Source organism: Stappia sp. ICDLI1TA098 (assembly GCF_054880955.1).
In genome coordinates, this window is the sequence record NZ_JBTZBT010000003.1 from 222,115 (window position 1) to 243,468 (window position 21,354).

General features: G+C 69.2%; 23 protein-coding genes. 15 read left to right on the plus strand and 8 right to left on the minus strand.

Features of this window, described 5'->3' with window-relative positions; genetic code table 11:
- Positions 1-10: 10 nt before the first annotated feature.
- Positions 11-538, minus strand: coding sequence for a gamma-glutamylcyclotransferase (locus ACSLUQ_RS16070; RefSeq protein WP_461809095.1), 528 nt, complete (start codon positions 536-538; stop codon positions 11-13).
- A gap of 151 nt (positions 539-689) precedes the next feature.
- Between ACSLUQ_RS16070 and ACSLUQ_RS16075 the strand changes: the two genes are divergently transcribed.
- Positions 690-1,772 (plus strand): DUF2125 domain-containing protein, encoded by a 1,083-nt coding sequence (locus ACSLUQ_RS16075; protein ID WP_461809096.1) that lies wholly within the window; start codon positions 690-692, stop codon positions 1,770-1,772.
- A gap of 47 nt (positions 1,773-1,819) precedes the next feature.
- On the opposite strand, the gene ACSLUQ_RS16080 is transcribed toward ACSLUQ_RS16075, so the two are convergent.
- Complete coding sequence (locus tag ACSLUQ_RS16080; RefSeq protein ID WP_417771499.1) at positions 1,820-2,281, minus strand: GNAT family N-acetyltransferase; 462 nt, start codon at positions 2,279-2,281, stop codon at positions 1,820-1,822.
- A gap of 275 nt (positions 2,282-2,556) precedes the next feature.
- Here ACSLUQ_RS16080 and yddG point away from each other — a divergent pair, with 275 nt between their 5' ends.
- The 3 genes from yddG to ACSLUQ_RS16095 all read left to right on the plus strand — a co-directional run bounded on the left by yddG (position 2,557) and on the right by ACSLUQ_RS16095 (position 4,653).
- Positions 2,557-3,483, plus strand: a complete 927-nt coding sequence (yddG, locus tag ACSLUQ_RS16085; RefSeq protein ID WP_461809262.1) for an aromatic amino acid exporter YddG — start codon at positions 2,557-2,559, stop codon at positions 3,481-3,483.
- On the plus strand, positions 3,480-4,373 hold the full coding sequence (locus ACSLUQ_RS16090; protein WP_461809097.1) for an HpcH/HpaI aldolase/citrate lyase family protein: 894 nt from the start codon (positions 3,480-3,482) through the stop codon (positions 4,371-4,373). The genes yddG and ACSLUQ_RS16090 overlap by 4 nt, the downstream gene beginning before the upstream one ends.
- Before the next feature lie 73 nt (positions 4,374-4,446).
- Complete coding sequence (locus tag ACSLUQ_RS16095; RefSeq protein ID WP_461809098.1) at positions 4,447-4,653, plus strand: DUF1737 domain-containing protein; 207 nt, start codon at positions 4,447-4,449, stop codon at positions 4,651-4,653.
- Positions 4,654-4,737: 84 nt separating this feature from the next.
- Here ACSLUQ_RS16095 and ACSLUQ_RS16100 read toward each other — a convergent pair whose 3' ends face one another.
- Positions 4,738-5,790 (minus strand): MaoC family dehydratase, encoded by a 1,053-nt coding sequence (locus tag ACSLUQ_RS16100; RefSeq protein ID WP_417771496.1) that lies wholly within the window; start codon positions 5,788-5,790, stop codon positions 4,738-4,740.
- Positions 5,791-6,006: 216 nt separating this feature from the next.
- Here ACSLUQ_RS16100 and ACSLUQ_RS16105 point away from each other — a divergent pair, with 216 nt between their 5' ends.
- On the plus strand, positions 6,007-6,702 hold the full coding sequence (locus tag ACSLUQ_RS16105; RefSeq protein ID WP_417771495.1) for a carbonic anhydrase: 696 nt from the start codon (positions 6,007-6,009) through the stop codon (positions 6,700-6,702).
- 80 nt (positions 6,703-6,782) lie between these two features.
- Here the strand turns inward: ACSLUQ_RS16105 and ACSLUQ_RS16110 are convergent, their stop codons facing one another.
- From ACSLUQ_RS16110 to hemC, 4 genes are all read right to left on the minus strand, one after another.
- Positions 6,783-8,564, minus strand: coding sequence for a heme biosynthesis HemY N-terminal domain-containing protein (locus ACSLUQ_RS16110; protein ID WP_461809099.1), 1,782 nt, complete (start codon positions 8,562-8,564; stop codon positions 6,783-6,785).
- 83 nt (positions 8,565-8,647) lie between these two features.
- Positions 8,648-10,492, minus strand: a complete 1,845-nt coding sequence (locus tag ACSLUQ_RS16115) for a mitofilin family membrane protein (RefSeq protein WP_461809100.1) — start codon at positions 10,490-10,492, stop codon at positions 8,648-8,650.
- 171 nt (positions 10,493-10,663) lie between these two features.
- Positions 10,664-11,377, minus strand: coding sequence for a uroporphyrinogen-III synthase (locus ACSLUQ_RS16120; RefSeq protein ID WP_461809101.1), 714 nt, complete (start codon positions 11,375-11,377; stop codon positions 10,664-10,666).
- A 4-nt stretch (positions 11,378-11,381) separates the two neighbouring features.
- Positions 11,382-12,335, minus strand: coding sequence for a hydroxymethylbilane synthase (gene hemC, locus ACSLUQ_RS16125; RefSeq protein WP_417771491.1), 954 nt, complete (start codon positions 12,333-12,335; stop codon positions 11,382-11,384).
- A gap of 49 nt (positions 12,336-12,384) precedes the next feature.
- On the opposite strand from hemC, the gene tsaD reads away from it, so the two are divergent.
- The 10 genes from tsaD to leuB all read left to right on the plus strand — a co-directional run bounded on the left by tsaD (position 12,385) and on the right by leuB (position 21,033).
- The gene (gene tsaD, locus ACSLUQ_RS16130) at positions 12,385-13,554 is read left to right on the plus strand and encodes a tRNA (adenosine(37)-N6)-threonylcarbamoyltransferase complex transferase subunit TsaD (protein ID WP_461809102.1); all 1,170 of its coding nucleotides are present in this window, start codon (positions 12,385-12,387) and stop codon (positions 13,552-13,554) included.
- Positions 13,551-14,078 carry an NUDIX hydrolase gene (locus ACSLUQ_RS16135; protein WP_461809103.1) on the plus strand — a complete coding sequence of 176 codons (528 nt, stop codon included), beginning with the start codon at positions 13,551-13,553 and terminating at the stop codon, positions 14,076-14,078. Before tsaD ends, ACSLUQ_RS16135 begins: the two co-directional genes overlap by 4 nt.
- Positions 14,075-15,085, plus strand: a complete 1,011-nt coding sequence (locus ACSLUQ_RS16140) for an NAD(P)H-dependent glycerol-3-phosphate dehydrogenase (RefSeq protein WP_461809104.1) — start codon at positions 14,075-14,077, stop codon at positions 15,083-15,085. Before ACSLUQ_RS16135 ends, ACSLUQ_RS16140 begins: the two co-directional genes overlap by 4 nt.
- A gap of 115 nt (positions 15,086-15,200) precedes the next feature.
- Positions 15,201-15,488: a YciI-like protein gene (locus ACSLUQ_RS16145; protein WP_461809105.1), complete on the plus strand. Its 288-nt coding sequence runs from the start codon at positions 15,201-15,203 to the stop codon at positions 15,486-15,488.
- Between the two features lies 1 nt (position 15,489).
- Positions 15,490-15,924, plus strand: a complete 435-nt coding sequence (locus ACSLUQ_RS16150; protein ID WP_417771486.1) for an EVE domain-containing protein — start codon at positions 15,490-15,492, stop codon at positions 15,922-15,924.
- A complete protein-coding gene (locus tag ACSLUQ_RS16155; protein WP_461809106.1) occupies positions 15,924-16,586 on the plus strand; it encodes a class I SAM-dependent methyltransferase in 663 nt (220 codons plus the stop codon). Before ACSLUQ_RS16150 ends, ACSLUQ_RS16155 begins: the two co-directional genes overlap by 1 nt.
- 187 nt (positions 16,587-16,773) lie before the next feature.
- Complete coding sequence (locus ACSLUQ_RS16160) at positions 16,774-17,943, plus strand: M20 aminoacylase family protein (protein ID WP_417771484.1); 1,170 nt, start codon at positions 16,774-16,776, stop codon at positions 17,941-17,943.
- A gap of 112 nt (positions 17,944-18,055) precedes the next feature.
- Positions 18,056-18,838, plus strand: coding sequence for a sulfite exporter TauE/SafE family protein (locus tag ACSLUQ_RS16165; RefSeq protein ID WP_417771483.1), 783 nt, complete (start codon positions 18,056-18,058; stop codon positions 18,836-18,838).
- Between the two features lie 49 nt (positions 18,839-18,887).
- Positions 18,888-19,826 carry a threonine/serine dehydratase gene (locus tag ACSLUQ_RS16170; RefSeq protein ID WP_461809107.1) on the plus strand — a complete coding sequence of 313 codons (939 nt, stop codon included), beginning with the start codon at positions 18,888-18,890 and terminating at the stop codon, positions 19,824-19,826.
- Between the two features lie 94 nt (positions 19,827-19,920).
- The gene (gene leuB / locus ACSLUQ_RS16175; RefSeq protein WP_417771481.1) at positions 19,921-21,033 is read left to right on the plus strand and encodes a 3-isopropylmalate dehydrogenase; all 1,113 of its coding nucleotides are present in this window, start codon (positions 19,921-19,923) and stop codon (positions 21,031-21,033) included.
- A 96-nt stretch (positions 21,034-21,129) separates the two neighbouring features.
- Here leuB and ACSLUQ_RS16180 read toward each other — a convergent pair whose 3' ends face one another.
- Positions 21,130-21,348: a Trm112 family protein gene (locus tag ACSLUQ_RS16180; protein ID WP_417771480.1), complete on the minus strand. Its 219-nt coding sequence runs from the start codon at positions 21,346-21,348 to the stop codon at positions 21,130-21,132.
- Positions 21,349-21,354 lie beyond the last annotated feature (6 nt).

Sequence of the window (21,354 nt, forward strand, 5' to 3'; positions counted from 1 at the left end):
CACCGTCAGCCTAGCGCGGCGCGAGGTTCCGCCCCAGCGCCTCGAGCCCGGCATCGCGGATGCCGAGCTGGCGCAGGTGATCGAGCGTGTTGAGAACATACTCGGGGTTGGGGCCGGACTGGCCGGCGGCGTCGCGCACGATCTCCACCTGCCGCTCCAGCGACAGCACGCCCGCATATTGGGGATGGCGACGGTCGACCAGATAGGTCAGCGCGTCGATCGTCTCGCCGCCGCGCCCGTCGAGACGCACCCGACGCTCGGCCTCCACATAGACCATCGTCGCCTGCTCGCGCTCGCGCAGATAGGCAACGACCTCCTCCCGGTCGCTGGCGGCGACGCGAAACGCCATGCCCCGGCACGCGCCACCCCGGTCGAGGCCGAGCACCAGACCCGGGCGCTCCTGTGTGCCGCGATGGACCCATGAGTAGATGCAGAGCGAGCGGTGCACCCCGTGCAACAGGCCGGGAACCGCTTCCTGGAACCGAAATCCGGGCCGCCAGATCAACGACCCGTAGCCGAACACCCACAAATCCCGCATGTCGCCCCTCGTGCTGACCGGCCCCGCATTTAGCAACCGGCGAGCCGAAGGGCAAGAATTCGCCTTGAAACCGCCCCCCGACCATGCTTTTCACGCAACCGCGCCTCCCGGCGGGCCTGTCCGCCCGCCCGCGTCAAGACAAGAGGATCCCATGCCCGAGACGTCACCGGAAACGCCACGCGAGGCGAAGGCCGAGACAGCACGCCCGCAGCCCAGGCGCTCGACGCGCCGCCGGTTCATTCTCCTGATCGTTCTGGTGCTGCTGGTCGTGGGCCTGTGGAGCGCCTATTGGGCAACCGCACGCGGCATGGTCGGCGATGTGCTGCGCAATGCCACCGCCATCGCCAGCGCCGAGGGCGGCGAAATCTTCTGCGGCGAGGAATGGCTCGGCGGCTATCCCTTCCAGTTCGAGCTCACCTGCGCGCCGCTGCGGCTGCGCACGACGGACGGGCGCACGGCAACGACAGCCGGATTCCGCGCTGTGGCTCTTGCCTATAATCCCTATCACGTCATTCTCGAGGCCGACGCGCCGCTTGCCCTGGGCGGCCTGCTGCCGGGCCTCGACCAGAGCCTGGTCGCCAACTGGCGCATTGCCCAGGCCAGCCTGCGCGTCGGCGATGCCGGCCTGGCGCGCGGCGACATCGAGCTCACCGCGCCGCAGCTTCTCCTGAACGCCGCCCCGGAGGATGTCGCCCCCGGCCTGGCGCTTGCAGCGGAAACGGCGAGCTTTCACGTTCGTCACTCGCCGGACAGCGATGACGCGGCCGATGTCGCGCTGTCGGTGGCCCAACTCGCCGTCCCCGGCCTCGCGGCCCCCGTGGAGCTGACCGCGACCGCGACCATCGCGGGAGGCGCGGCGCTCCTGGGCAACGGCGGCCCGATCGACCCGAAGGCGCTGCTCTCCCCGGACGGGGCGATCCGCATCGCATCGCTGACGGTCGCGGGAGAAGGGCTGAACCTGTCGGCGCAAGGCACGTTGCACCTCGACGCGCGCGGCCGGCTCGAGGGTGAGTTGCCGCTGACGGTATCGGGCTCCGACCGGTTGCCGGCCCTGCTCGCGCCGCTGTTTCCGGAAGGATCGAACGTGCCGATGTCGCTGGCCGGCGCAATCGTCGCCTTCGGCAAGCCGACCACCCTCGACGGCGCGCCCGCGGTGATCGTGCCGCTGGCATTCCGCGACGGTGTCGCCCGCGTCGGCTTCATTCCCATCGCGCCGCTCACGCCCCTTTTCTGAAGGGGCGTGAGCGGCGGCGTGTCATCGTGTTGCGCCGGGGCGCGCCGTCAGGCGGACGCGCCCCGGTCGATCGGCAGGACGTAGCCTTTCCAGTCGGCCGGCTCGGCGATCTTGTCGTAGAGCGCCATCGCCGGCGCGTTCTTGCCCGGCACGATCCAGCGCAGCTCGGCCCAGTGGCGCCTGCCGCCCTCGCCGATCAGCCATTCGACCATGCGCCGGCCGACGCCGTTGTTGCGCGCGTCCGGATGCACGTAGATCTCGTCGAGCTGCCCGACCCGCAGGCCGGTGATGATTTCCGGCAGGTCGAAGAAGATCGCGAAGCCGACCAGCCGGCCGTCGAGCTCTGCCCCGATCACTTCCCCCGTACGGTCGCCAAGGATGCGCTCGGCGTAGAACTGGTCCGGGCGACGTGGCGCGCCGCGCTTCAGCGCCTGCGCGTATTCGGCAATCAGCGGCGCGAGGACGAGGGCATCGTCCGGTCCGAGCGTCTTGATGGTGATCTTGCTCATGAATTCTCCGCGAACAGTCTCGATGCCGGTCTCTCGCCGGCATTGGCCGTCACATTGCCCCGAACTCGCGCGCCATTTCAACCGCCGATAGCTCCGCCCCGAGGCAAGCCCTGCCGGCGACCGATTGACGCGGACCTGACGCGCGCCGCATAGTTCTCCCGGGTTCGCGCAGGCAAGCCGGCCGCTCCCCGTCTCCACCCCTGCCCGAAGAGCTCCTCGCCACCATGACAGAAGCCGTTTCGCAGGCCGCTCCCGACACCGCCACGGCCTCGGCACTGCGCTTGCGCGCCACGCTCGTCGGACTGTCCGCCGTGCTGATGTGGTCGACGCTCGGCCTCTTTGGCGCCGCCTCCGGCAGCGTGCCGCCCTTCCTGCTGAACGGGCTCTGCTTCGGGCTCTCCGGCGTCGCCGCCGTCATCTGGCTCGCCGCCCGCGGCCGGCTGCGCCTGATGCGCCAGTCGGTCGGTGTTCTTGCCTTTGGCACGACGGGCCTTTTCGGCTTCCACTTCTTCTATTTCACCGCGATCCGCAACGCGCCGCCGGTCGACGCCAATCTCATCAACTACACCTGGCCTCTGCTGATCGTGGTCTTTTCGGCGCTCCTGCCGGGCGAGCGGCTGAAGGCCCACCACATTGCCGGAACGGTGATCGGACTGCTGGGCGCGGCCCTTCTCGTTGCCGGAGACAAAGGGCTCGACCTCGACCCGGCCCATCTGCCAGGCTATCTCGCGGCGGTCGCCTCCGCCCTCTTCTGGTCCGGGTATTCGGTGCTGTCGCGCAGGCTCGGCAAGGTGCCGACGGAAGCCGTCGCGAGCTTTTGCCTTGCCACCTCGGCGCTTTCGTTTCTCTCCCACGCCCTGTTCGAGACGACGGTGTGGCCGCAAGGTGCCGGTGAATGGGGCGCGGTGCTGGCGCTGGCCGCCTTTCCCGTCGGCCTTGCCTTCTTCGTCTGGGACTTCGGCGTGAAGAAGGGCGACATCCAGGTCCTTGGCGCCGGGGCCTATGCCGCTCCGGTGCTCTCGACCCTTCTTCTGATCGCCTTCGGCTACGGCGACTTCACACTCAAGGTGACGCTGGCCTGCGCGCTCGTCACCCTTGGCGCGCTGGTCGCGGCAAAGGACATGATCTTCGCCCGCTCGCACAACAGACGGGCCCGACCCGCCGAAGCAGGACAGCCTAGCAAGGGACGCACTCCACGATGACCAAGACGACCACCATTCGCCCTCGCCGCAGCGCTCTCTACATGCCCGGCTCCAACGCCCGCGCCCTCGACAAGGCGCGTTCCCTCGACGTCGACGCTCTGATCCTCGATCTGGAGGACGCGGTTGCCCCCGACGCCAAGGAGATGGCGCGCGATCAGGTGCGCGCGGCGGTAGCCGCCGGCGGCTACGGGCACCGCGAGCTGGTCATTCGGGTCAACGGACTGGCCACGCCGTGGGGTGCCGGCGATCTGGAGATGGCAATCGCCGCACGGCCCGATGCGATCCTCCTGCCCAAGGTCTCCTCGCCCGCCGATCTCGACCGCGCCGCGCACAGCCTGAACGCGGCCCGCGTTCCCGCCTCGACGCGCATCTGGGCGATGATGGAAACGCCGCTTGCCATGCTCAACGCCGGCGCCATCGCCGCCGCCGCCGGCAACCCCGAGACCCGGCTCGCCTGTTTCGTCATGGGCACCAATGATCTCGCCAAGGAGACCCGCGCCGCCCTGGTGCCCGGCCGTGCGCCGATGCGCCCCTGGCTTGCGACTTGCCTTGCCGCCGCCCGCGCCCATGGCATCGACATCCTGGACGGCGTCTGGAACCACCTCGACGACCTCGAGGGCCTTGCCGCCGAATGCCGCGAGGGTGCGGAGATGGGCATGGACGGCAAGACGCTCATCCACCCCAGGCAGATCGAGGCATGCAACGCCGCCTTCACGCCCGCCGACGCCGACATCGCCTGGGCGCGCCGCATCATCGCCGAATTCGAAAAGCCGGAGAATGCCGCGAAGGGCGCGATCCAGGTCGAGGGCCGCATGGTCGAGCGCCTGCACGCGGAAATGGGTGCCCGGCTGGTGGCCATCGCAGACGCGATCACCGCCCGCCGGAGCTGAAGGACACGAACACGCAATGCCCAAGGTGCCCGCAGAGCACCGCCAGGACGGGCACGACCCAAGGAAACGACGCATGAAACTCTATCGCTTCATCACCGGTCCCGACGACAGCGCCTTTTGCCACCGGGTGACCGCGGCGCTCAACAAGGGCTGGACACTGCACGGCTCGCCGTCGCTGGCCTTCGACGCAACGAAGGGCGTGGTCACCTGCGGCCAGGCGGTCGTGAAGGAGGTCGACGGCATCGACTACACGCCCGACATCAAGCTCGGCGAGCACTGACGCGCACCCGCCGTCCCTGTTGGACGGCGGCAAGCCTGTCTCCGAGCGGCTCGGCGGCAGGCTTGCGCGTCCGGGCCGAAGCGGCTAGCGCGGCATCAGCACCCAGTAGTCCAAGTCGAGGATCACGGCCGGATCATAGGCGCCTGCCGCGTCGACGAGCGGGAAATCGGTGCACGGCCGATCCCTGGTCGCGATGGTGCGCAGGCGCAGAGCGCCAACATCCTCGCGCCCCGAGATCGTCGCCGCCTCGAGCACTTCGGACCAGGCAAAGACGGTATCGCCCGCAAACAGCGGTGCCACATGGCGGCCGCCGTTGATGCCGGCGACGTGGAACGCCGCTCCCAGACCGTTGAAGCTCAGCGCCCGAGCCAGCGAGATGACGTGGCCGCCATAGACGAGCCGCCGGCCGAAACGGCCCTGTCCCTCGGTGAACTGGTTGAAATGCACCCGCGCCGTGTTCTGGTAAAGGCGCGTCGCGAGCTGGTGCTCGCTCTCCTCCACGGTCATGCCGTCGACATGGTCGATCCGCTCGCCCACCTTGTAGTCGTCGAAGCGATAGGGCGTGCCGGCGAGCACGCCGTCCCAGCCAGCCTGGTCGATCAGCGGGCAGGCATCGCCGAGCCCGTCCGGCTCGATCGCCTCCGGCAGGTCCGGCACCACGGGCTCCGGCGCGGGCGACGCGGGATCGCGCTTCTTCACCATCACCCAGCGCACGTAGTCGAGCACCTCGGTGCCGTCCTGCCGGTACCCGGTGGACCGCACGTAGACAACGCCGGTCGTGCCGTTGGAATTCTCCTTGAGGCCGATCACCTCGGACACCGCCGACAGCGTGTCGCCCGGATAGACCGGGCTCAGGAAGCGCCCCCCCGCGTAGCCCAGATTGGCGACCGCGTTGAGCGAGATGTCGGGCACGGTCTTGCCGAAGACCAGGTGGAAGACCAGCAGGTCGTCGACGGGCGCGCGCGGGTAGCGCAGCGCCTCGGCGAAACTGTCCGACGACTGGACGGCAAAGCGCGATCCGTAGAGCGCGGTGTAAAGCGCCACATCCCCGGCCGTCACCGTGCGCGGCGTGGCGTGCCGCAGCACCTGCCCGACGCGGAAGTCCTCGAAGAAATTGCCCGGATTGGTCTTGCTCACCCTGTCTCCTTCCCGTTCGCTTGCAGCTCCCGGGGCGGAAGCCTTCGCACCCGCCGCCCCGTCCCGGCATAAGACCGTGGCGGCTGACCCCGTGCAAGCGGTAGATTGAAGAGATGGCAGCGCTGCAACATCTGAGGGTTGCCCTGGCGTCTAGTTGATTTTACGTAACGCGTGCCAGCCCCTCGCCACGAGGCGCCTTTTGGAGATCCAGACGCCATGTCCCGCAACGAATCCGAAAACGATCCGAAGGGCAGCGTGTTCCCTCAGGCCCTGCTCGCGGGATACCTGCGCTATCGCGAGGACGCGCACCGCCCGCAACGGCCGGAGTACGAGCGCCTCGCGGTCTACGGCCAGGAGCCAAAGGTGATGGTCGTCTCGTGCTGCGACAGCCGGGTCACGCCGGAAGGCATCTTCGGCGCCGGGCCGGGCGAGCTGTTCGTCGTGCGCAATGTCGCGAACCTGGTCCCGCCCTATGAGCCGGACAACGACTTCCATTCCACCAGCGCGGCGCTGGAATTCGCCGTCCAGGCGCTGAAGGTGCGCCATATCGTCGTCATGGGTCACTGCCAGTGCGGCGGCGTCAAGGCCTTCCTGGAGCAGGACAAGGTCCCGCTGTCGCCGGGCGACTTCATCGGCAAGTGGATGACGCTGCTCGAGCCCGCCTCCCAGTTTCGCTGCGACCCGGCCGAGCGCGGCGCCGACGCGCAGACCGCGATGGAATACGCCGGTGTGCGCCAGTCACTCGTCAACCTGCGCAGCTTTCCCTGCGTGAGCATCCTCGAGGAACGCGGCCGCCTGACGCTGCACGGCGCCTGGTTCGACATCGGCTCCGGCGAGTTGCGCCTGCTTGACGAGAAGTCCGGCGCTTTCAGGTCCGCAAGCTCGCTCGCCGAGGGGCTCGACCGCGCCTGAATTCCTCATCCTGCTTTTCCCAAACGCAAACGGCGCGCCCATTTGGCGCGCCGTTGTTGTTTATGACCCATGCGGTCCAATCAGTTGAAGAACCGATAGCCGGGCTTCGTCGGCGGCTCCTCATCGTCGCCATCGGGCCCCGGATCGTCCGGCATGTGCTTCAACGGAAACTCGATCGGGCGGGACAGATCGCGCGCCGGCTTCTCGCCGCTTGCGGTTCCCGCCGACCCGGCGGGTTTCCCGGTCTCCTGCTTCGCCGGAGCTTCCGCCGCCGGCCCGGCCTTCGCCGCGCCGTTGACCGGAGCGCCCACAGCGGGCTCCGCCGCGGGCTTCTCCGGCGGCTCCCCGGTCGCCGCGGCAGGCTTCTCCGCCTCGGGCTTATCCGGCTCAGGCTTCTCCGGTTCATGCGCATCCGCCGGCTGCACGGCTTCGGCCTCAAGCACCGAAACGCCGGTTTCGGCCTCGGTTTCAGGCGCGACCACTTCGACCTCCGCACGCGGCACCACGGCCGGCGGCATCGCGGGAAGCGCCTCCAGCAGCGCATCGTCGATGGTCTCGACAGCGTCGCGCTCCGTATCACGGGCGACAGGCGGCATCGTCCAGGCAAAGGCGTCGAGACGACCGTCGACCGGCGACACCGGTGACCACGTCTCGCTGACCGTGCCGTCGGCCACCCAGGCCGGATCGCCCGGCGCGCGCACCGCTCGCGACAGCCACTCGCGCACCCGGCCCCGGTCGCCGTTCTCCAGCTCTTCCAGATCCGCCATCAGCAGAAACACCCGGCGGGTCGGCGCAAGCCGCAGCGCGGCGCGCAGCTGCTCGCGCGCAAGCGCGTGATCGCCCGCATCGAGAGCGGCGCGCGCCAGTGCCAGCGCGCCTTCGACATTGTGCGCGCGGAGCGCGGCGAGCGCCTTCACCCGCTTCAGCCGGTCCAATGCGGAATCGCCGGTACGGGCGTGGGCATAGGCATCGGCAAGATCGGGATGCGGCGAGAGCTTCCACGTCGCCTCGACGATCTTCAGCGCCTTGCGGATATCGCCGCGCCGGGTCGCGAGCCGCGCGGCGATCACCGCCGCGGGCACCAGCGCCGGGGCAAGTCCGTGCGCCTCGCCGGCGAGCGCGCGCGCCGTGTCGGGATCCCGGTCCTCGGTCTCGATGGCCCGTGCGGTCAGCAGCACCGCTTTGTGGCGGCGGAAGGTCTTCTTGTCGACGAGCTTGGAGGCGTAATTCTTTTCCAGCGTTGCGATCGCCTTCTCCCAGTCGCCCGCAACCGCCTGGTAGCTGAGCACGGCGCGCCCGGCCCAGGGCAGGCCAGGCACCAGTGCGGCCGCCTCTTCGGCGTAATGGCGGGCGGCGACCGGCTCGCCGAGACGTTCCGCCTCGACGTAGAGGCCGTGCAGGCCGACAGCCTTCAGCCGCGCGTCGTCGAGCATCTCCTCGTAGCGACCGCGCGCCTCCTCGTGGCGGCCGGCAAGCTGGGCGCTCTGGGCCAGCAGCAGTCGGGCGGCGGGCTCATCCTCGAGCAGCTTGTCGGCATCCTTGCCGTAGCGCGCCGCCGTCGCCGCGTCACCGATACCAAGCGCCAGCAGCGCCTTCGACAGGGCGTCATAACCCCGGTCCTTTCGCCGGCGGCGGAAGAAGCGGCCGACGAGATCCGGCGATCGCAGCACAAAGAGCGCCAGGTTCCACACAAGGATGCACACGGCAACGATGGCCGCCAGCGCCACCACGGCGGTCATCAGGCCGACCTCGATGCGGTAGCCCTGCCAGTCCAGCGTCACCAGGCCGGGCCGATCCGCCACCCAGGCGGAGCCCAGCGCGGCGACAAAAACCAGGGCGATGAAGATCAAGAGGCGGATCATCGTGTCTCACTCCCCTCGGGACGTCTCCCGCAGGCTCAAGTCATGGTCTTGGCGGCCCGACCGACATGGCGGGCCCTCGGGCATTACCTGGCGGCGTCGCCAAGCGATTTCAGCACGTCGCGGGTGACCCCGTCCACAAGCGCATCGGCGGCAAGGCGCGCCTTCGCGTCGGCGACCCAGTCCGCACCGGCCGCCTTCGCCGGCTCCGGAAGGCCCTGATAGGCCTCAAGCGCGCCGGCGAGATCGCCGGCGTCGACGCGGGCTTCCATCCGCCCGAGCGCCGCATCCGGGGTCGCCGAACCCGACTCGCCCGGCGTGCGGATCGAAACCAGCGAGCGTGCGTTGGACAGGAGCGTGTCGACCATGTCGCCATCCGCCGGCCGGTCGAGCGTTGCGCTCATCGCCCGGGCAGCCGCGCCAAAGCGGGCGCGCAACTCGGTGCGTGTGGGAACGCCGGTCGCCGCCTTTGCCGCAAGCGGCGCAAGGTCCGTCCCCTCGGCAACCAGGCCGGCCACGGCGGCAAGCTCGGTCTCGAACGGCGCGCCACGGTCCATGGCCGCCTTGAGCTGCGTCACCGCGATGGCGCGCGAGGCCAGTTCGCGTGCGCCTGCATCCCCCATCTGCGCCTCGATCGGCTCGACACGGGTGGTCAGCGCGGCGAGAGACGATGACAGTTCATCCGTCTTCTGCGTCAGCGCCGTCTCCAGAGAGCCGAAGCGGGCGTCGAGCTTGCCGGTCTCCTCACGCGTCGTCGTGACCTCCCGGCGCAGGCCGTCGATGGCTTCCGGCAGGCTCGAAAGCGTCTGGCTTGCCGTCTCAAGGGCATCGAGCCGCGTCTCGATGCCGGACAGGTCCGGCGCCGGCGCGGGCTCGCCAAGCGCCTCCACCTTTGACCCGAGATCCGCAATCCGGCTCTCAAGCCCGCTCACGCTTTGCTGCAGGCTGGCAAGACCGGCGGTCTCGCCCGCTCCGCCCGAAGCGACGAAACCGCGAAGATCGGAAAGCCCCTTCTCGACGTCGCCAAGGCGTGCCGCTGCCGCCTCGGAGAGTTGGTCCGCACCCGAACTGGCCGCCGCCTTGATGTCGCCTTCCAGCGAGTCGAGCCGGTTCTTCAGGCTGCCAAGCTCGGGCGCGACGCCCGCGCTGGCGTCCTGCCGGTCGGCAAGGCTTGCGATCCGCTCCTCAAGGCCGGCAATCCGGCTCTGCGCCGCCTGAAGCGCCGCCCGCGCCTCCCCGCTCGCATCCGTGCCGCCAAGGAATCCGGCCTGCTGCGCGCCAAAGGCTCCGCCCAGCGCCACGACCGCGCCAACGAGAGAGGCCGCGAGCAGGCTGCCAAAGCCGGCGGAACCACCACGCCCCTCTTCCGGGGACGGCTTGGTCGGTGCCGGACCGGAGGCATGTGCCGCGCTCGTGGCACCTGCGGAAGAAGCCGCCGACGCCGAGGACCCGGCACCAGCCGTCACTCCGGCCTTCGTCTCCGATGCCTTCGCATCAGGCGTCTTGGTTTCAGTCGCCTTGGTTTCAGGAGCCTTGGTTTCAGAAATCCCCGCGTCAGCCTTTTTCGGATCGGAAGCCTTCGCTGCCGTCGGCTTCATGCCGTCGGCTTTCGCTTCGCCGGAGCCGGAATCGGCGGCCTTGCCGGCGCTCGCCGACGCGGCATCCGCACCGGTCTTCGCGCCGGAAGCACCCGCCCCGGCCTGTGCGGCCGTCGCGCCAGAGGTCGCCGAAGCGGCGGGCGCGGGTCCCGGCTTTTTCGCCTCGTCGGCCTTCGCGCCGGCGCTTGCCGCCGGTCCCGGACCGGCCGCGCCCTTCACCTCGCGGGCTTCCAGATCGATCGTCACGGGCTTGCGCGCGGTGCCGCCCGCGCCACGGGCACCCGGCTTCTCTGCCTGGCCCTTCGGGTCCGGCTTCTTGTCGTCGGCAGCCATCGTCGCTCTCCCTTGCACGCGCCCGGCGGGTTTCGCCGGGCCACGGGCCGTCCCGGCCCGGTGGTCAACCGTTCGGCCCCGGGAGGATTTCCCCGGCACCCGATTTCCTGGCGCGATCCCGGCCTGCCCATGGTGGCCGGTTTTGCGCTGCAAAACAAATTGGGCCTTCGATTAGCACGTCTCGCCAAGAAGCGCGACGAGCGCGTCCTCATCCGGAGCTTCGGCCACATGACACGGCCCAAGACCCGCAAGCGCGCCGGCGACCTGCTCCGACAACGCCAGGAAGACGAAATTCGGCCGCTCCGGCCAGGCACGCAAGGCCGCCGCCAGCGCCTCGGCCGACCGGCGCGAGTATGAAGGCGCGACGATCGGCCCCGGATCCGGAGGTGCGAGCAGAGCCATCCGCGCCGCCGCATCGAGAGCCGGCAGGGGCACCGCGTCGTAGACCTCGACCATGACAGAACGAATTCCACGGCCCGCGAGTTCCGCGACAAGATCGCCCGAGCGCTTGCGCCCCGCGAGATAGAGAACCGGCCCTTCGGGTGGTTCGCTGGCGATCAGGTCGACAAGCGTTCCCAGCGTGCCGCCGGCCGCACGCACATCGCCTGCCCCAGCGGCCCGCGCGACCTCGGCCGTCCGCTCGCCGACGGCGAAGACCGTCAGCCCGCGCAATCGGCTCCAGCGGGGATCGTCGCACACCGCCTCGACGGCGCGCTCGCTGGTCAGTGCCACGGCCGATATGCGCGCCGTCTCCGGCCAGTCCGCCGGAGGCAGCGCACGGGTTTCCATGAGAGGCGCGACGATCACCTCGTGGCCCAGCGCCTCGAGGCGCCGGGCAGTGCGTGCCGCCGCTTCTCGCGGACGGGTGACGAGAACGCGGGCCAAGCCGCTAGTCCCCGAAGAAGCCAGGGCCGCCGCGCTCCTTGAGCTCCAGCCCGGCGTCGCGCCCCATCTCGACCGCATCCGCGATCGAACCGGAGCGCGTCGTCTCGTGCACGGTCTGGCCGTCCGGTGTCAGGATCAGCCCTCGAAAGTCCAGACCGTCCGCCGAGAGCGTCGCCAGCCCGCCGATGGGTGTTCGGCAGGAACCGTCGAGAACCCGCAGGAAAGCCCGTTCCGCATCGAGGCAGATCTGCGTTTCGCGGTCGTGAATCGCCTCCAGAAGCTTGCGCGCCTTCAGGTCGTCGGCCCGCGCCTCGATGCAGATCGCACCCTGTCCGACGGCGGGAAGGAAGTCGCGCGTGTCGATCACCGAGGTCACCACATGGGCAAGGTCGAGACGCTTCAGACCCGAATAGGCGAGCAGCGTCGCATCCACCACGCCGTCGGCGAGCTTCTGCAGCCGCGTCTGCACGTTGCCGCGATAGGTCACCACCTCGATGTCGGGACGCATCCGCTTGATCATCGCCTGGCGGCGCAGGCTGGAAGACCCCACCACCGCACCATGGGGCAATTCGGCAAGCGTCTTCGCCTTCGGCGAGATGAAGGCGTCGCGCACATCCTCGCGCGGCAGGAAGGTGACGATCTCCAGCCCCTCCGGCAGCACGGTCGGCATATCCTTGGAGGAATGAACGGCGATGTCGATCTCTCCCGCCATCATCGCCGCCTCGATTTCCTTGGTAAAGAGCCCCTTGCCCCCCACCTCGGATAGCGGGCGGTCCTGGATGCGGTCGCCGGAGGTCTTGATCACGACGATCTCGAAGGCGCGCTCGGGCAGGCCATGCGCCGCCATCAGGCGGTCCCTGGTCTCATGTGCCTGGGCAAGCGCCAGAAGGCTGCCGCGCGTGCCGATGCGAAGGAGCGGGCGGGTCTCGTCGAAGTCTGCGGTTGGTTTTGTTTGCAAGAAGATCGGTCCCGGTGCTAGGCGGATGCAAATCGGTAGGCGAAGCTGAATGATAGTCCCTGAGAGCGCAACGGCCAATGCGGCCGGCACCGGATACACACCGGACGGCGAAAAGCCGGCCGGGGAACTGACCGTGCTCGGCATCGAGACGAGCTGCGACGAGACGGCGGCGGCGGTCGTCCGACGTGCCGTGGACGGCAGCGCGACGATCCTGTCGAACGTCATCCGCTCCCAGACCGACGAACACGCGGCGTTCGGCGGCGTCGTTCCGGAAATCGCGGCGCGTGCCCATATCTCCCTGCTCGACCGTCTGGTCAAGTCCGCCATGGAAGAGGCCTGTGTTTCCTTCGACGACATCGACGCGGTCGCCGCCACCGCCGGCCCCGGCCTGATCGGCGGCGTCATTGTCGGGCTGATGACGGCGAAGGCCATCGCCGCCGCATCCGGCAAGCCGCTCGTCGCGGTCAACCACCTGGAAGGCCACGCCCTGACCGCGCGCCTCGCCGACAGGCTCGCCTTCCCCTACCTGCTGCTGCTCGTCTCCGGCGGCCACACCCAGTTTCTCATGGTGGAGGGCGTCGGCGCCTACCGCCGTCTCGGCTCGACCATCGACGACGCGCTCGGCGAGGCCTTCGACAAGACCGCCAAGCTGCTGTCGCTTGGCTTTCCCGGCGGTCCGGCGGTGGAAAAAGCCGCCGCGTCCGGCGATCCGACCCGCTTCCGGCTGCCGCGACCGATGCTCGACCGGCCCGGCATCGAGTTCTCCTTCGCCGGCCTCAAAACGGCCCTGCGCACCGCCGCCCATGCGGCGGCGCCGCTGTCGCCGCAGGATGTTTCGGACCTGTGCGCCGGCTTCCAGGCCGCCGTCGGAGATGTGGTCGGCGAGAAGAGCCGCCGCGCGCTCGCGGTCTTCCGCGAGCATCACCCCGATGCCGAGCCTGTCCTTGTCGTCGCCGGCGGCGTGGCCGCCAACAGCGGGATCCGTCGCCGTCTGGGCGAGGTCGCGCAAGCCGCCGGTGCCCGTCTCGTCGCCCCGCCGCACAGGCTTTGCACCGACAACGCCGCGATGATCGCCTGGGCCGGCATCGAGCGGATGGTCGCGGCCCGCGCCGCCGGGGAAACAGTCGACGACAGCGCCGTGCCGCCACGCCCGCGCTGGCCGCTCGACAGGGAGGCCGAACCCGTCTTCGGCTCGGGCCGCAAGGGAGCCAAGGCGTGACAGATCCGCGTTTCGAGGAAGGCGTCGTCTGCGCCGAACGCCCCGTCGACTACGACAGGCTCAAGCACAAGGCCTATGTCTACCTGACCGCCGGGCGCGACCTTCTGGTCTTCCGCCAGCCGGACCAGCCCTATGTCGGCCTGCAGGTTCCCGGCGGCACCGTCGATCCGGGCGAAAGCCACCTGACGGCGGCCCTGCGGGAATTCGCCGAGGAAACCGGTCTCCACCTGCCCCATGCCCTCGAGATGATCGGCGCGCAGGTGCTTCTTTTCGACAATTCGCTCGGCCGCGACATCCACGACCGCAGGCTCTACCATGCCCGCACCCCGGTGAGCGGCGCGGCGCGACGGCGCCAGAGCTGGGAGCACTTCGAGATGAGCCCCTCGGGCGGCGGCGACCCGATCCGCTTCGAGCTTTTCTGGCTCGACCTCGGCGAGGCGCTGGCGATGGCTCCCGCCAATTTCTTCACCGGCTTCCACGCTCCGCTCACGGCCGTGGCGCAGCGCCTCGGGATGGCCCCGTGAGCGCCGCCGGCCAGGCCCGGCCCTTCGAGCGCGTCGCCGTCGTCGGCGGCGGCTCCTGGGGAACCGCCCTCGCCCTGGTCGCGCGCCGCGCCGGACGCGAGGTGCGGCTTCTCGCGCGCGATGCGGAAAGCGTCGAGGCGCTCTCCCTACGCGGCGAGAACCCGGCCTATCTGCCGGGGATCGCGCTCGGCGGTCCGCTTGCCGCCACCACGGATCCGGCCGAGGCGCTGCGCGATGCCGACGCGGTGCTGCTCGTCACCCCGGCCCAGACCACCCGTGCCATGGCCGGGCTCATCGCCGCCCATGTCGCGCCTGGAACGCCGCTCGTCCTGTGCGCCAAGGGGCTGGAGCGCGACAGCGGCCTGCTCCTGTCGGAGGTCGTCGGCGAGGCCGCCCCCGCCTGTGTCCCGGCCGTTCTCTCGGGACCGAGTTTCGCCGCCGACGTGGCGCGCGGCCTGCCGACCGCGGTCACCCTCGCTGCGGAAGACGGCGAACTCGCCGACCGGCTCTCCGCGACCCTTGCCAGCAGCCAGTTCCGCCCCTACGCGGCGACGGATCTCGTCGGCGTGCAGATCGGCGGCGCTCTGAAGAACGTGCTGGCGATCGCCTGCGGCGCGGTCGCCGGCAAGGGCTGGGGGGCAAGCGCGCTCGCCGCTCTTACCGCGCGCGGCTTCGCCGAACTTGCCCGTCTCGGCGAAGCGCTCGGCGCGCGCCCGGAAACACTGACCGGCCTTTCCGGCCTCGGCGACCTGGTGCTCACCTGCTCGTCCGCCCAGTCTCGCAACTTCGCCTTCGGCATGGCGCTTGGCGCGGGCGAGGGTCCAGCAGCGGCCGGCGGCAAGCTTGCCGAAGGTGTCCACACCGCCTCCGTCGCGGTGGCCTTCGCCGCCCGCCACGGGGTCGAGGTGCCGATTTCCGCCGCCGTCGCCGACGTGCTCGCACAGCGGATCTCGCTCGACGGCGCGCTGGCAAGCCTGATGGGCCGCCCGCTGCGCCGCGAGGCCTGATCGCCCGGCGCCGCCGGGCTCTTGCGGGAGCCGGACAAGCCTGTATCTATTGCCGGAACGACCATCGGCCGCTCCCCGTCGGGAGCCGGCCCATCCAGACCAGGAGGACCCGCTCATGCTCTATGCGCTGATCTGCACCGACAAGCCGGGCGCGCAACAGATCCGCCTCGACACCCGCTCCGAGCACCTCGCCTATCTCAAGGCGATGGGCGACCGGCTGAAGGCCGCCGGCCCCTTCATGGACGACGACGGCGGCATGACCGGCTCGCTGGTTGTGATCGAGGCGACGAACCGCGACGAGGCACTCGCCATCGCCGGAGAGGACCCCTACGCCCGTGCCGGCCTCTTCACGAGCGTCGAGATCCGCCCGTGGAACTGGGTCCTGAAGAACCCCGAGGCCTGAGATGCGTTACTGGCTGTTCAAGTCCGAGCCGGACAAATGGTCCTGGGACCAGCAGAAGGCGAAGGCCGATGCCGGCGAGCAGTGGGACGGCATCCGCAATTATCTCGCCCGCAACAACATGCGCGAGATGAAGCTCGGCGACCGTGGCTTCTTCTATCACTCCAACATCGGCAAGGAAGTCGTCGGCATCGTCGAGGTGTGCAAGGAGATACACCCCGATACCACCACCGACGATCCGCGCTGGGAGTGTGTCGACGTCAAGGCCGTCTGCGACATGCCGAGGCCGGTGACGCTGGCCGACGTCAAGGCCGAGCCGACGCTATCGCAGATGGCGCTCGTCACCTCCATGCGCCTGTCGGTGCAGCCGGTGAGCGAGGAGGAATGGGATATCGTCTGCCGCATGGGCGGCCTCGACCCGGCGGTCTCGAAACGCTGATGACGCCCCGCGCGGATCCGTCCGCCTTCATCCGCGCCAACACCCGCGTGCACCCGGTGCCACATGCGCCGGAGATCCGGCTCTACCTCGCCGACGAGGCGATGGACCTGTGGCAGAAGACCGAAGCGGAACTGGAGAAAATGAACCTGCCGCCGCCGTTCTGGGCCTTTGCCTGGGCCGGCGGCCAGGCGCTTGCTCGCTATGTCCTGGACAATCCTCAGATCTTCGCCGGGCGCGCCGTGCTGGATTTCGCCACCGGCTCCGGGCTGGTCGCCATCGCCGCCGCGCGTGCCGGCGCCGCCTCGGTCACCGCCTGCGACATCGACCCCTTCGCCAATGCGGCGGCGGCACTCAACGCGGCGCTGAACGGCGTCAGCCTGGCGATCCTCGCCGACGATCTTCTTCACGCTCCGCCTCCCGCCGTCGACGTGCTGCTGAGCGGTGACGTGTTCTACGAGAAACCGATGGCCGAGCGGGTGTTGCCGTGGCTCGATGCGGCGCGAAAGGCCGGCACGACCGTGCTTGTCGGAGACCCCGGCCGCAGCTACCTGCCGATGGACAGGCTGGAGCGCCTCGCCACCTATGACATCGAGGTGAACCGCTCGCTGGAAGACTTCTCCGTCAAGCGCACCAGCGTCTTTCGCCTGCGCGCGGAAGCCTGAAAGCTCCCTTAGCGGAAGGTCGGCCGTGACCCGCGTGCATGGGGAATCGGCGAGACAATTCGGCGATAGGGCTTGCGCCATCACCGCTTTTCGGCGTCAGATACGCCCCTCTCCTGTGGCGTGATCGCGTGCACCGAACGACACGCGGATCACGCGTTATCTCAAGAACGACGGTCAGAGGACGAACATGCCGATCATCAATCGATTCGCCGATTTCGCGGAGGAAATCACCGAGTGGCGCCGTGACATTCACGCCAACCCGGAGCTTCTCTACGACACCCATCGCACCTCGGAACTGGCGGCGGAGAAGCTCCGTTCCTTCGGCGTCGACGAGGTCGTGACCGGGCTCGGCAAGACCGGCGTCGTTGGCGTGATCCGCGGCAAGACCAACGCCTCCGGCAAGGTTGTCGGCCTGCGCGCTGACATGGATGCGCTGCCGCTGGAAGAGATCACCGGCAAGCCCTACGCCTCGACCGTTCCCGGCAAGATGCACGCCTGTGGCCATGACGGTCACACCGCCATGCTGCTCGGTGCGGCCAAGTATCTCGCCGAGACCCGCAATTTCGACGGCACGGTGATCGTCATCTTCCAGCCGGCCGAAGAAGGCGGTGCCGGTGCCAAGGCGATGATCGACGACGGCCTGATGGACCGTTTCGGCATCCAGGAAGTCTACGGCATGCACAACATGCCGGGCGCTCCGGTCGGCACGTTCCACATCCGCAAGGGTGGCATGATGGCCGCCGCCGATCACCTGCGCATCGAGATCGAGGGCGTTGGCGGCCATGCGGCCAAGCCGAACGAGGTCGTCGACACCATCCTGGTCGGTTCGAACATCATCCAGGCCATCCAGTCGATCGCCAGCCGCAACGTGGACCCGCTGAAGTCGGTCGTCGTGTCGATCACGGCCTTCAATGCCGGCTTCTCCGACAATGTGATCCCGCAGACCGCGGTCCTGCGCGGCACCGTGCGCACCCTCGACCCGGATGTGCGCGACCTGGCCGAGAAGCGTCTGAAGGAGCTGGTCCCGACCATCGCGGAGGCCTATGGCGCCAAGGCGGTCGTGAACTACAGCCGCGACTACCCGATCACCTCCAACCACGCCGAGCAGACCGACTTCGCAGCCTCCGTGGCGGCCTCGATCGTCGGCGCGGAGAATGTCGACACGGATGTCGCGCCGACCATGGGCGGTGAGGACTTCTCCTTCATGCTCGAGGAGCGTCCGGGGGCCTTCATCTTCGCCGGCAACGGCGACACGGCGAAGCTTCACCACCCGGCCTATGACTTCAACGACGATCTGATCCCGGTGGGCTGTTCCTACTGGGTAAAGCTCGTCGAGACGGCGCTGCCGGCCGACTGAGCCGACCCCGACCAGCCAATCGCGGCGGGCCGCCATCGCGGCCCGCCGTTCCGTTTCTTCATCGCCTCGCACGATCCGGGCGCGGCCGCGCTCTTCCCCTGGACTGGCACCGATGGACGCTTTCCTAGCCGCCTTGACCCAGGCGCTCCTTGCACCGGATGTTTCCCCTCTGGTGCAGCTCGGGCTTGTTCTGGTCAGCTTCCTCACATCGGCGGTCTCGGCAGCCTTCGGGCTCGGCGGCGGCGTGATGCTGATCGGCATCATGGCGCTGGTGATGCCGATCGCAGCGCTTGTGCCCGTCCACGGGATGGTCCAGCTCGGTTCCAACGCCGGGCGCGCGGCGGTGCTCCTTGGTCATGTGAACTGGACGGCGGCGCTGTGGTTCCTCGCTGGAGCCGTCCTCGGCGCCATCGCCGGCGGCGCGGTCGCGATCAACCTGCCAGGCGCGGTCATTCGCCTCGCCCTCGGACTTTTCATACTGTGGATGGTCTGGGGACGCCCGCCACGCTTCGCCAATACGCCGAAGCGGGCCATGGCCGGCGCAGGCTTCATCGCCACCGCGCTCAGCATGATCTTCGGCGCCACCGGGCCCATCGGCGGCGCCGTGCTGGCCGCACTCGGCCTGACACGCAAGAGCTTCGTCGCCACCCAGGCGGTCACCGCGCTCTGCATGCATGTGCTCAAGATCGCCGTCTTCGGTGCGCTCGGCTTCGCCTTCGCACCATGGGCGGGTCTCATCGTGCTGATGATCGCGAGCGGCTTCCTGGGCACGCTCGCCGGCACGAGGCTGCTGTCCGACATGCCTGAAAAGGCGTTCCGCACGGGCTTTCGCGTCATCATGTCGGCGCTGGCCCTGACCCTCATCTGGCGCGGGGCCGAGGCGCTGCTGTCGTGAACACGCGCGCCGCCCCCGAACGCCCCTCACCACGACCCGGAGTTTGCCCATGTCCCTTCCCCCGACCCGCGACGACGTCGCCAAGGCCGCAGCCCGCATCACCGATCATGTCCGCCGCACGCCGGTGATCGAAAGCGGCGCGGGCTCCTTCGGCCTTGACGCCTCGATCTACCTCAAGCTGGAACAGCTCCAGCACTCGGGATCGTTCAAGGCCCGCGGGGCCTTCAACACACTGCTCTCCGGCGGCGTTCCCACCGCCGGCGTCGCCGCGGCCTCGGGCGGCAACCACGGCGCGGCTGTCGCCTATGCGGCACGCGCCCTCGGCATCCCCGCCGATATTTTCGTGCCCGAAACCTCCTCCCCCGCGAAGATCGCCCGCATCCGCTCCTATGGCGCGACGCTCCACATCGGCGGCGCGCGCTATGCGGATGCCGCCGAGGCCTGCGCCCGCCACCGGGCCGAGACCGGCGCGATGGATATTCACGCCTATGACGCGCCCGGCACCATCGCCGGACAGGGCACGGTGGCGCTGGAGTGGCTGGAGCAGACGCCCGACCTCGACACGGTGCTGATCGCCGTCGGTGGCGGCGGGCTGATCTCCGGCTGTGCGCTCTGGCTGTCGGGCAAGGTCAAGGTCGTCGCCGTCGAGCCGGAAGGCTCCTGCGCGCTGCATGCCGCGCTCGAGGCCGGAACCCCGGTGGATGTGCCGGTCGAAAGCCTGGCCGCCGACAGCCTCGGCGCCAGGCGCTGCGGCGATCTGGTTCACACGATCTGCTCCACCCATGTCGCGGAAAGCCTGCTCGTCGCCGATGCGGCGATCGCCGAGGCCCAGACCCGCCTGTGGCGCGAGTTGCAGCAGGCCGTCGAACCGGGTGCGGCAACCGCCCTCGCCGCCTTGACGAGCGGCGTCTACAGGCCCGCTCCCGGCGAGCGCGTCGGCGTTCTGGTCTGCGGCGGCAACGTCGCGCTCGACACCATCGCCGCGTGAGCCGGGGCCGCCCGACGCTTGCCAACGGACGCGCGAGCGATTAGCAAAAAACTCCGAGTTTCGCCTTCAGAACAACCCCGAGGAAACGTTTCCCATGACCACGCACAAGCTCCTTCTCCTGCCCGGCGACGGCATCGGCCCGGAAATCATGGAGGAGGTGAAGAAGGTTGTCTCCTGGTTCGGCGCGCATGGCCCCGCGACGTTCGAGACCGAGACCGACCTCGTTGGCGGATGCGCCTACGATGCCCACGGCCAGGCAATCTCCGACGCGACCATGGAAAAGGCGATGGCGGCGGATGCGGTCATCTTCGGCGCGGTCGGCGGACCGAAGTGGGATGGCGTTGCCTATGAGGTGCGCCCCGAGGCCGGCCTGCTGCGCCTGCGCAAAGACATGGAGCTCTTCGCCAACCTGCGCCCGGCGATCTGCTACCCCGCACTCGCCGATGCCTCCTCGCTGAAGAGCGACGTGGTCGAGGGTCTCGACATCCTCATCCTGCGCGAGCTGACCGGCGGCGTCTATTTCGGCGAGCCGAAGGAGATCATCGACCTCGGCAACGGCCAGAAGCGCGGCATCGACACGCAGATCTACGAGACCTACGAGATCGACCGCATCGCCCGCGCCGCCTTCGAGCTGGCCCGCACCCGTCGCGGCAAGGTCACATCGATGGAAAAGCGCAACGTCATGAAGTCGGGCGTGCTCTGGAACGAAGTCGTCACCCAGACCCATTCCGACGGCTTCCAGGACGTCGAACTCGAGCACATGCTGGCCGATGCCGGCGGCATGCAGCTGGTGCGCTGGCCCAAGCAGTTTGACGTGATCGTCACCGACAACCTCTTCGGTGACATGCTCTCCGACGTCGCCGCCATGCTGACCGGCTCGCTCGGCATGCTGCCGTCCGCCTCGCTCGGTGCGCCGGATCCCGACACCGGCAAGCGCCGCGCCCTCTACGAGCCGGTGCACGGCTCCGCTCCCGACATCGCCGGCAAGGGCATCGCCAACCCGATCGCCATGATCGCCAGCTTCGGCATGTGCCTGCGCTACTCCTTCGGCCTCGTCGAACAGGCCGACCTGCTGGAGAAGGCGATCTCGGCCGCGCTCGACAAGGGCCTGCGCACCGCCGACATCGCCGCCAAGGGCGCCGAGACCATCGGCACCAAGGCCATGGGCGATGCCATCGTCGCCGAGCTGGAAGCGCTCAACGCCTGATCCTGGCCCAGGCCGGAGCTTGAAACAAAGACGCCCCGCCCGGTCTTCCGGGCGGGGCGTTTCGCATTTCGTGCCTGTATCGAGGCAGCGCGGGGATCAGCTTCGCGCGGCTTCGTCTTCCGTGAGCTTGCGCGCCTCGTCCGGCAGCATGATCGGGATGCCGTCGCGGATCGGATAGGCGAGCCGGGCAACACGCGAGATCAGTTCCTGCGCCGCCGCGTCATACTCCAGCGTCGTCTTGGTCAGCGGGCAGACCAGAAGCTCCAGCAGCTTGCGGTCGAGTTCGTGCGCGGGGCGGGCGGGTTCGGTGGTCATGTCGGC

What these genes read in the sequence shown, in the direction of transcription:
- leuB (WP_417771481.1), top strand. Translation starts at nt 19,921, where the DNA reads ATGACCACGCACAAGCTCCTTCTCCTGCCCGGCGACGGCATCGGCCCG.
- ACSLUQ_RS16095 (WP_461809098.1), top strand. Translation starts at nt 4,447, where the DNA reads ATGAAACTCTATCGCTTCATCACCGGTCCCGACGACAGCGCCTTTTGC.
- tsaD (WP_461809102.1), top strand. Translation starts at nt 12,385, where the DNA reads ATGATAGTCCCTGAGAGCGCAACGGCCAATGCGGCCGGCACCGGATAC.
- ACSLUQ_RS16155 (WP_461809106.1), top strand. Translation starts at nt 15,924, where the DNA reads ATGACGCCCCGCGCGGATCCGTCCGCCTTCATCCGCGCCAACACCCGC.
- ACSLUQ_RS16160 (WP_417771484.1), top strand. Translation starts at nt 16,774, where the DNA reads ATGCCGATCATCAATCGATTCGCCGATTTCGCGGAGGAAATCACCGAG.
- ACSLUQ_RS16170 (WP_461809107.1), top strand. Translation starts at nt 18,888, where the DNA reads ATGTCCCTTCCCCCGACCCGCGACGACGTCGCCAAGGCCGCAGCCCGC.
- ACSLUQ_RS16115 (WP_461809100.1), bottom strand. Translation starts at nt 10,492, where the DNA reads ATGGCTGCCGACGACAAGAAGCCGGACCCGAAGGGCCAGGCAGAGAAG.
- ACSLUQ_RS16110 (WP_461809099.1), bottom strand. Translation starts at nt 8,564, where the DNA reads ATGATCCGCCTCTTGATCTTCATCGCCCTGGTTTTTGTCGCCGCGCTG.
- ACSLUQ_RS16070 (WP_461809095.1), bottom strand. Translation starts at nt 538, where the DNA reads ATGCGGGATTTGTGGGTGTTCGGCTACGGGTCGTTGATCTGGCGGCCC.
- ACSLUQ_RS16090 (WP_461809097.1), top strand. Translation starts at nt 3,480, where the DNA reads ATGACCAAGACGACCACCATTCGCCCTCGCCGCAGCGCTCTCTACATG.
- ACSLUQ_RS16105 (WP_417771495.1), top strand. Translation starts at nt 6,007, where the DNA reads ATGTCCCGCAACGAATCCGAAAACGATCCGAAGGGCAGCGTGTTCCCT.
- ACSLUQ_RS16145 (WP_461809105.1), top strand. Translation starts at nt 15,201, where the DNA reads ATGCTCTATGCGCTGATCTGCACCGACAAGCCGGGCGCGCAACAGATC.
- ACSLUQ_RS16080 (WP_417771499.1), bottom strand. Translation starts at nt 2,281, where the DNA reads ATGAGCAAGATCACCATCAAGACGCTCGGACCGGACGATGCCCTCGTC.
- ACSLUQ_RS16165 (WP_417771483.1), top strand. Translation starts at nt 18,056, where the DNA reads ATGGACGCTTTCCTAGCCGCCTTGACCCAGGCGCTCCTTGCACCGGAT.
- ACSLUQ_RS16180 (WP_417771480.1), bottom strand. Translation starts at nt 21,348, where the DNA reads ATGACCACCGAACCCGCCCGCCCCGCGCACGAACTCGACCGCAAGCTG.
- ACSLUQ_RS16150 (WP_417771486.1), top strand. Translation starts at nt 15,490, where the DNA reads ATGCGTTACTGGCTGTTCAAGTCCGAGCCGGACAAATGGTCCTGGGAC.
- ACSLUQ_RS16075 (WP_461809096.1), top strand. Translation starts at nt 690, where the DNA reads ATGCCCGAGACGTCACCGGAAACGCCACGCGAGGCGAAGGCCGAGACA.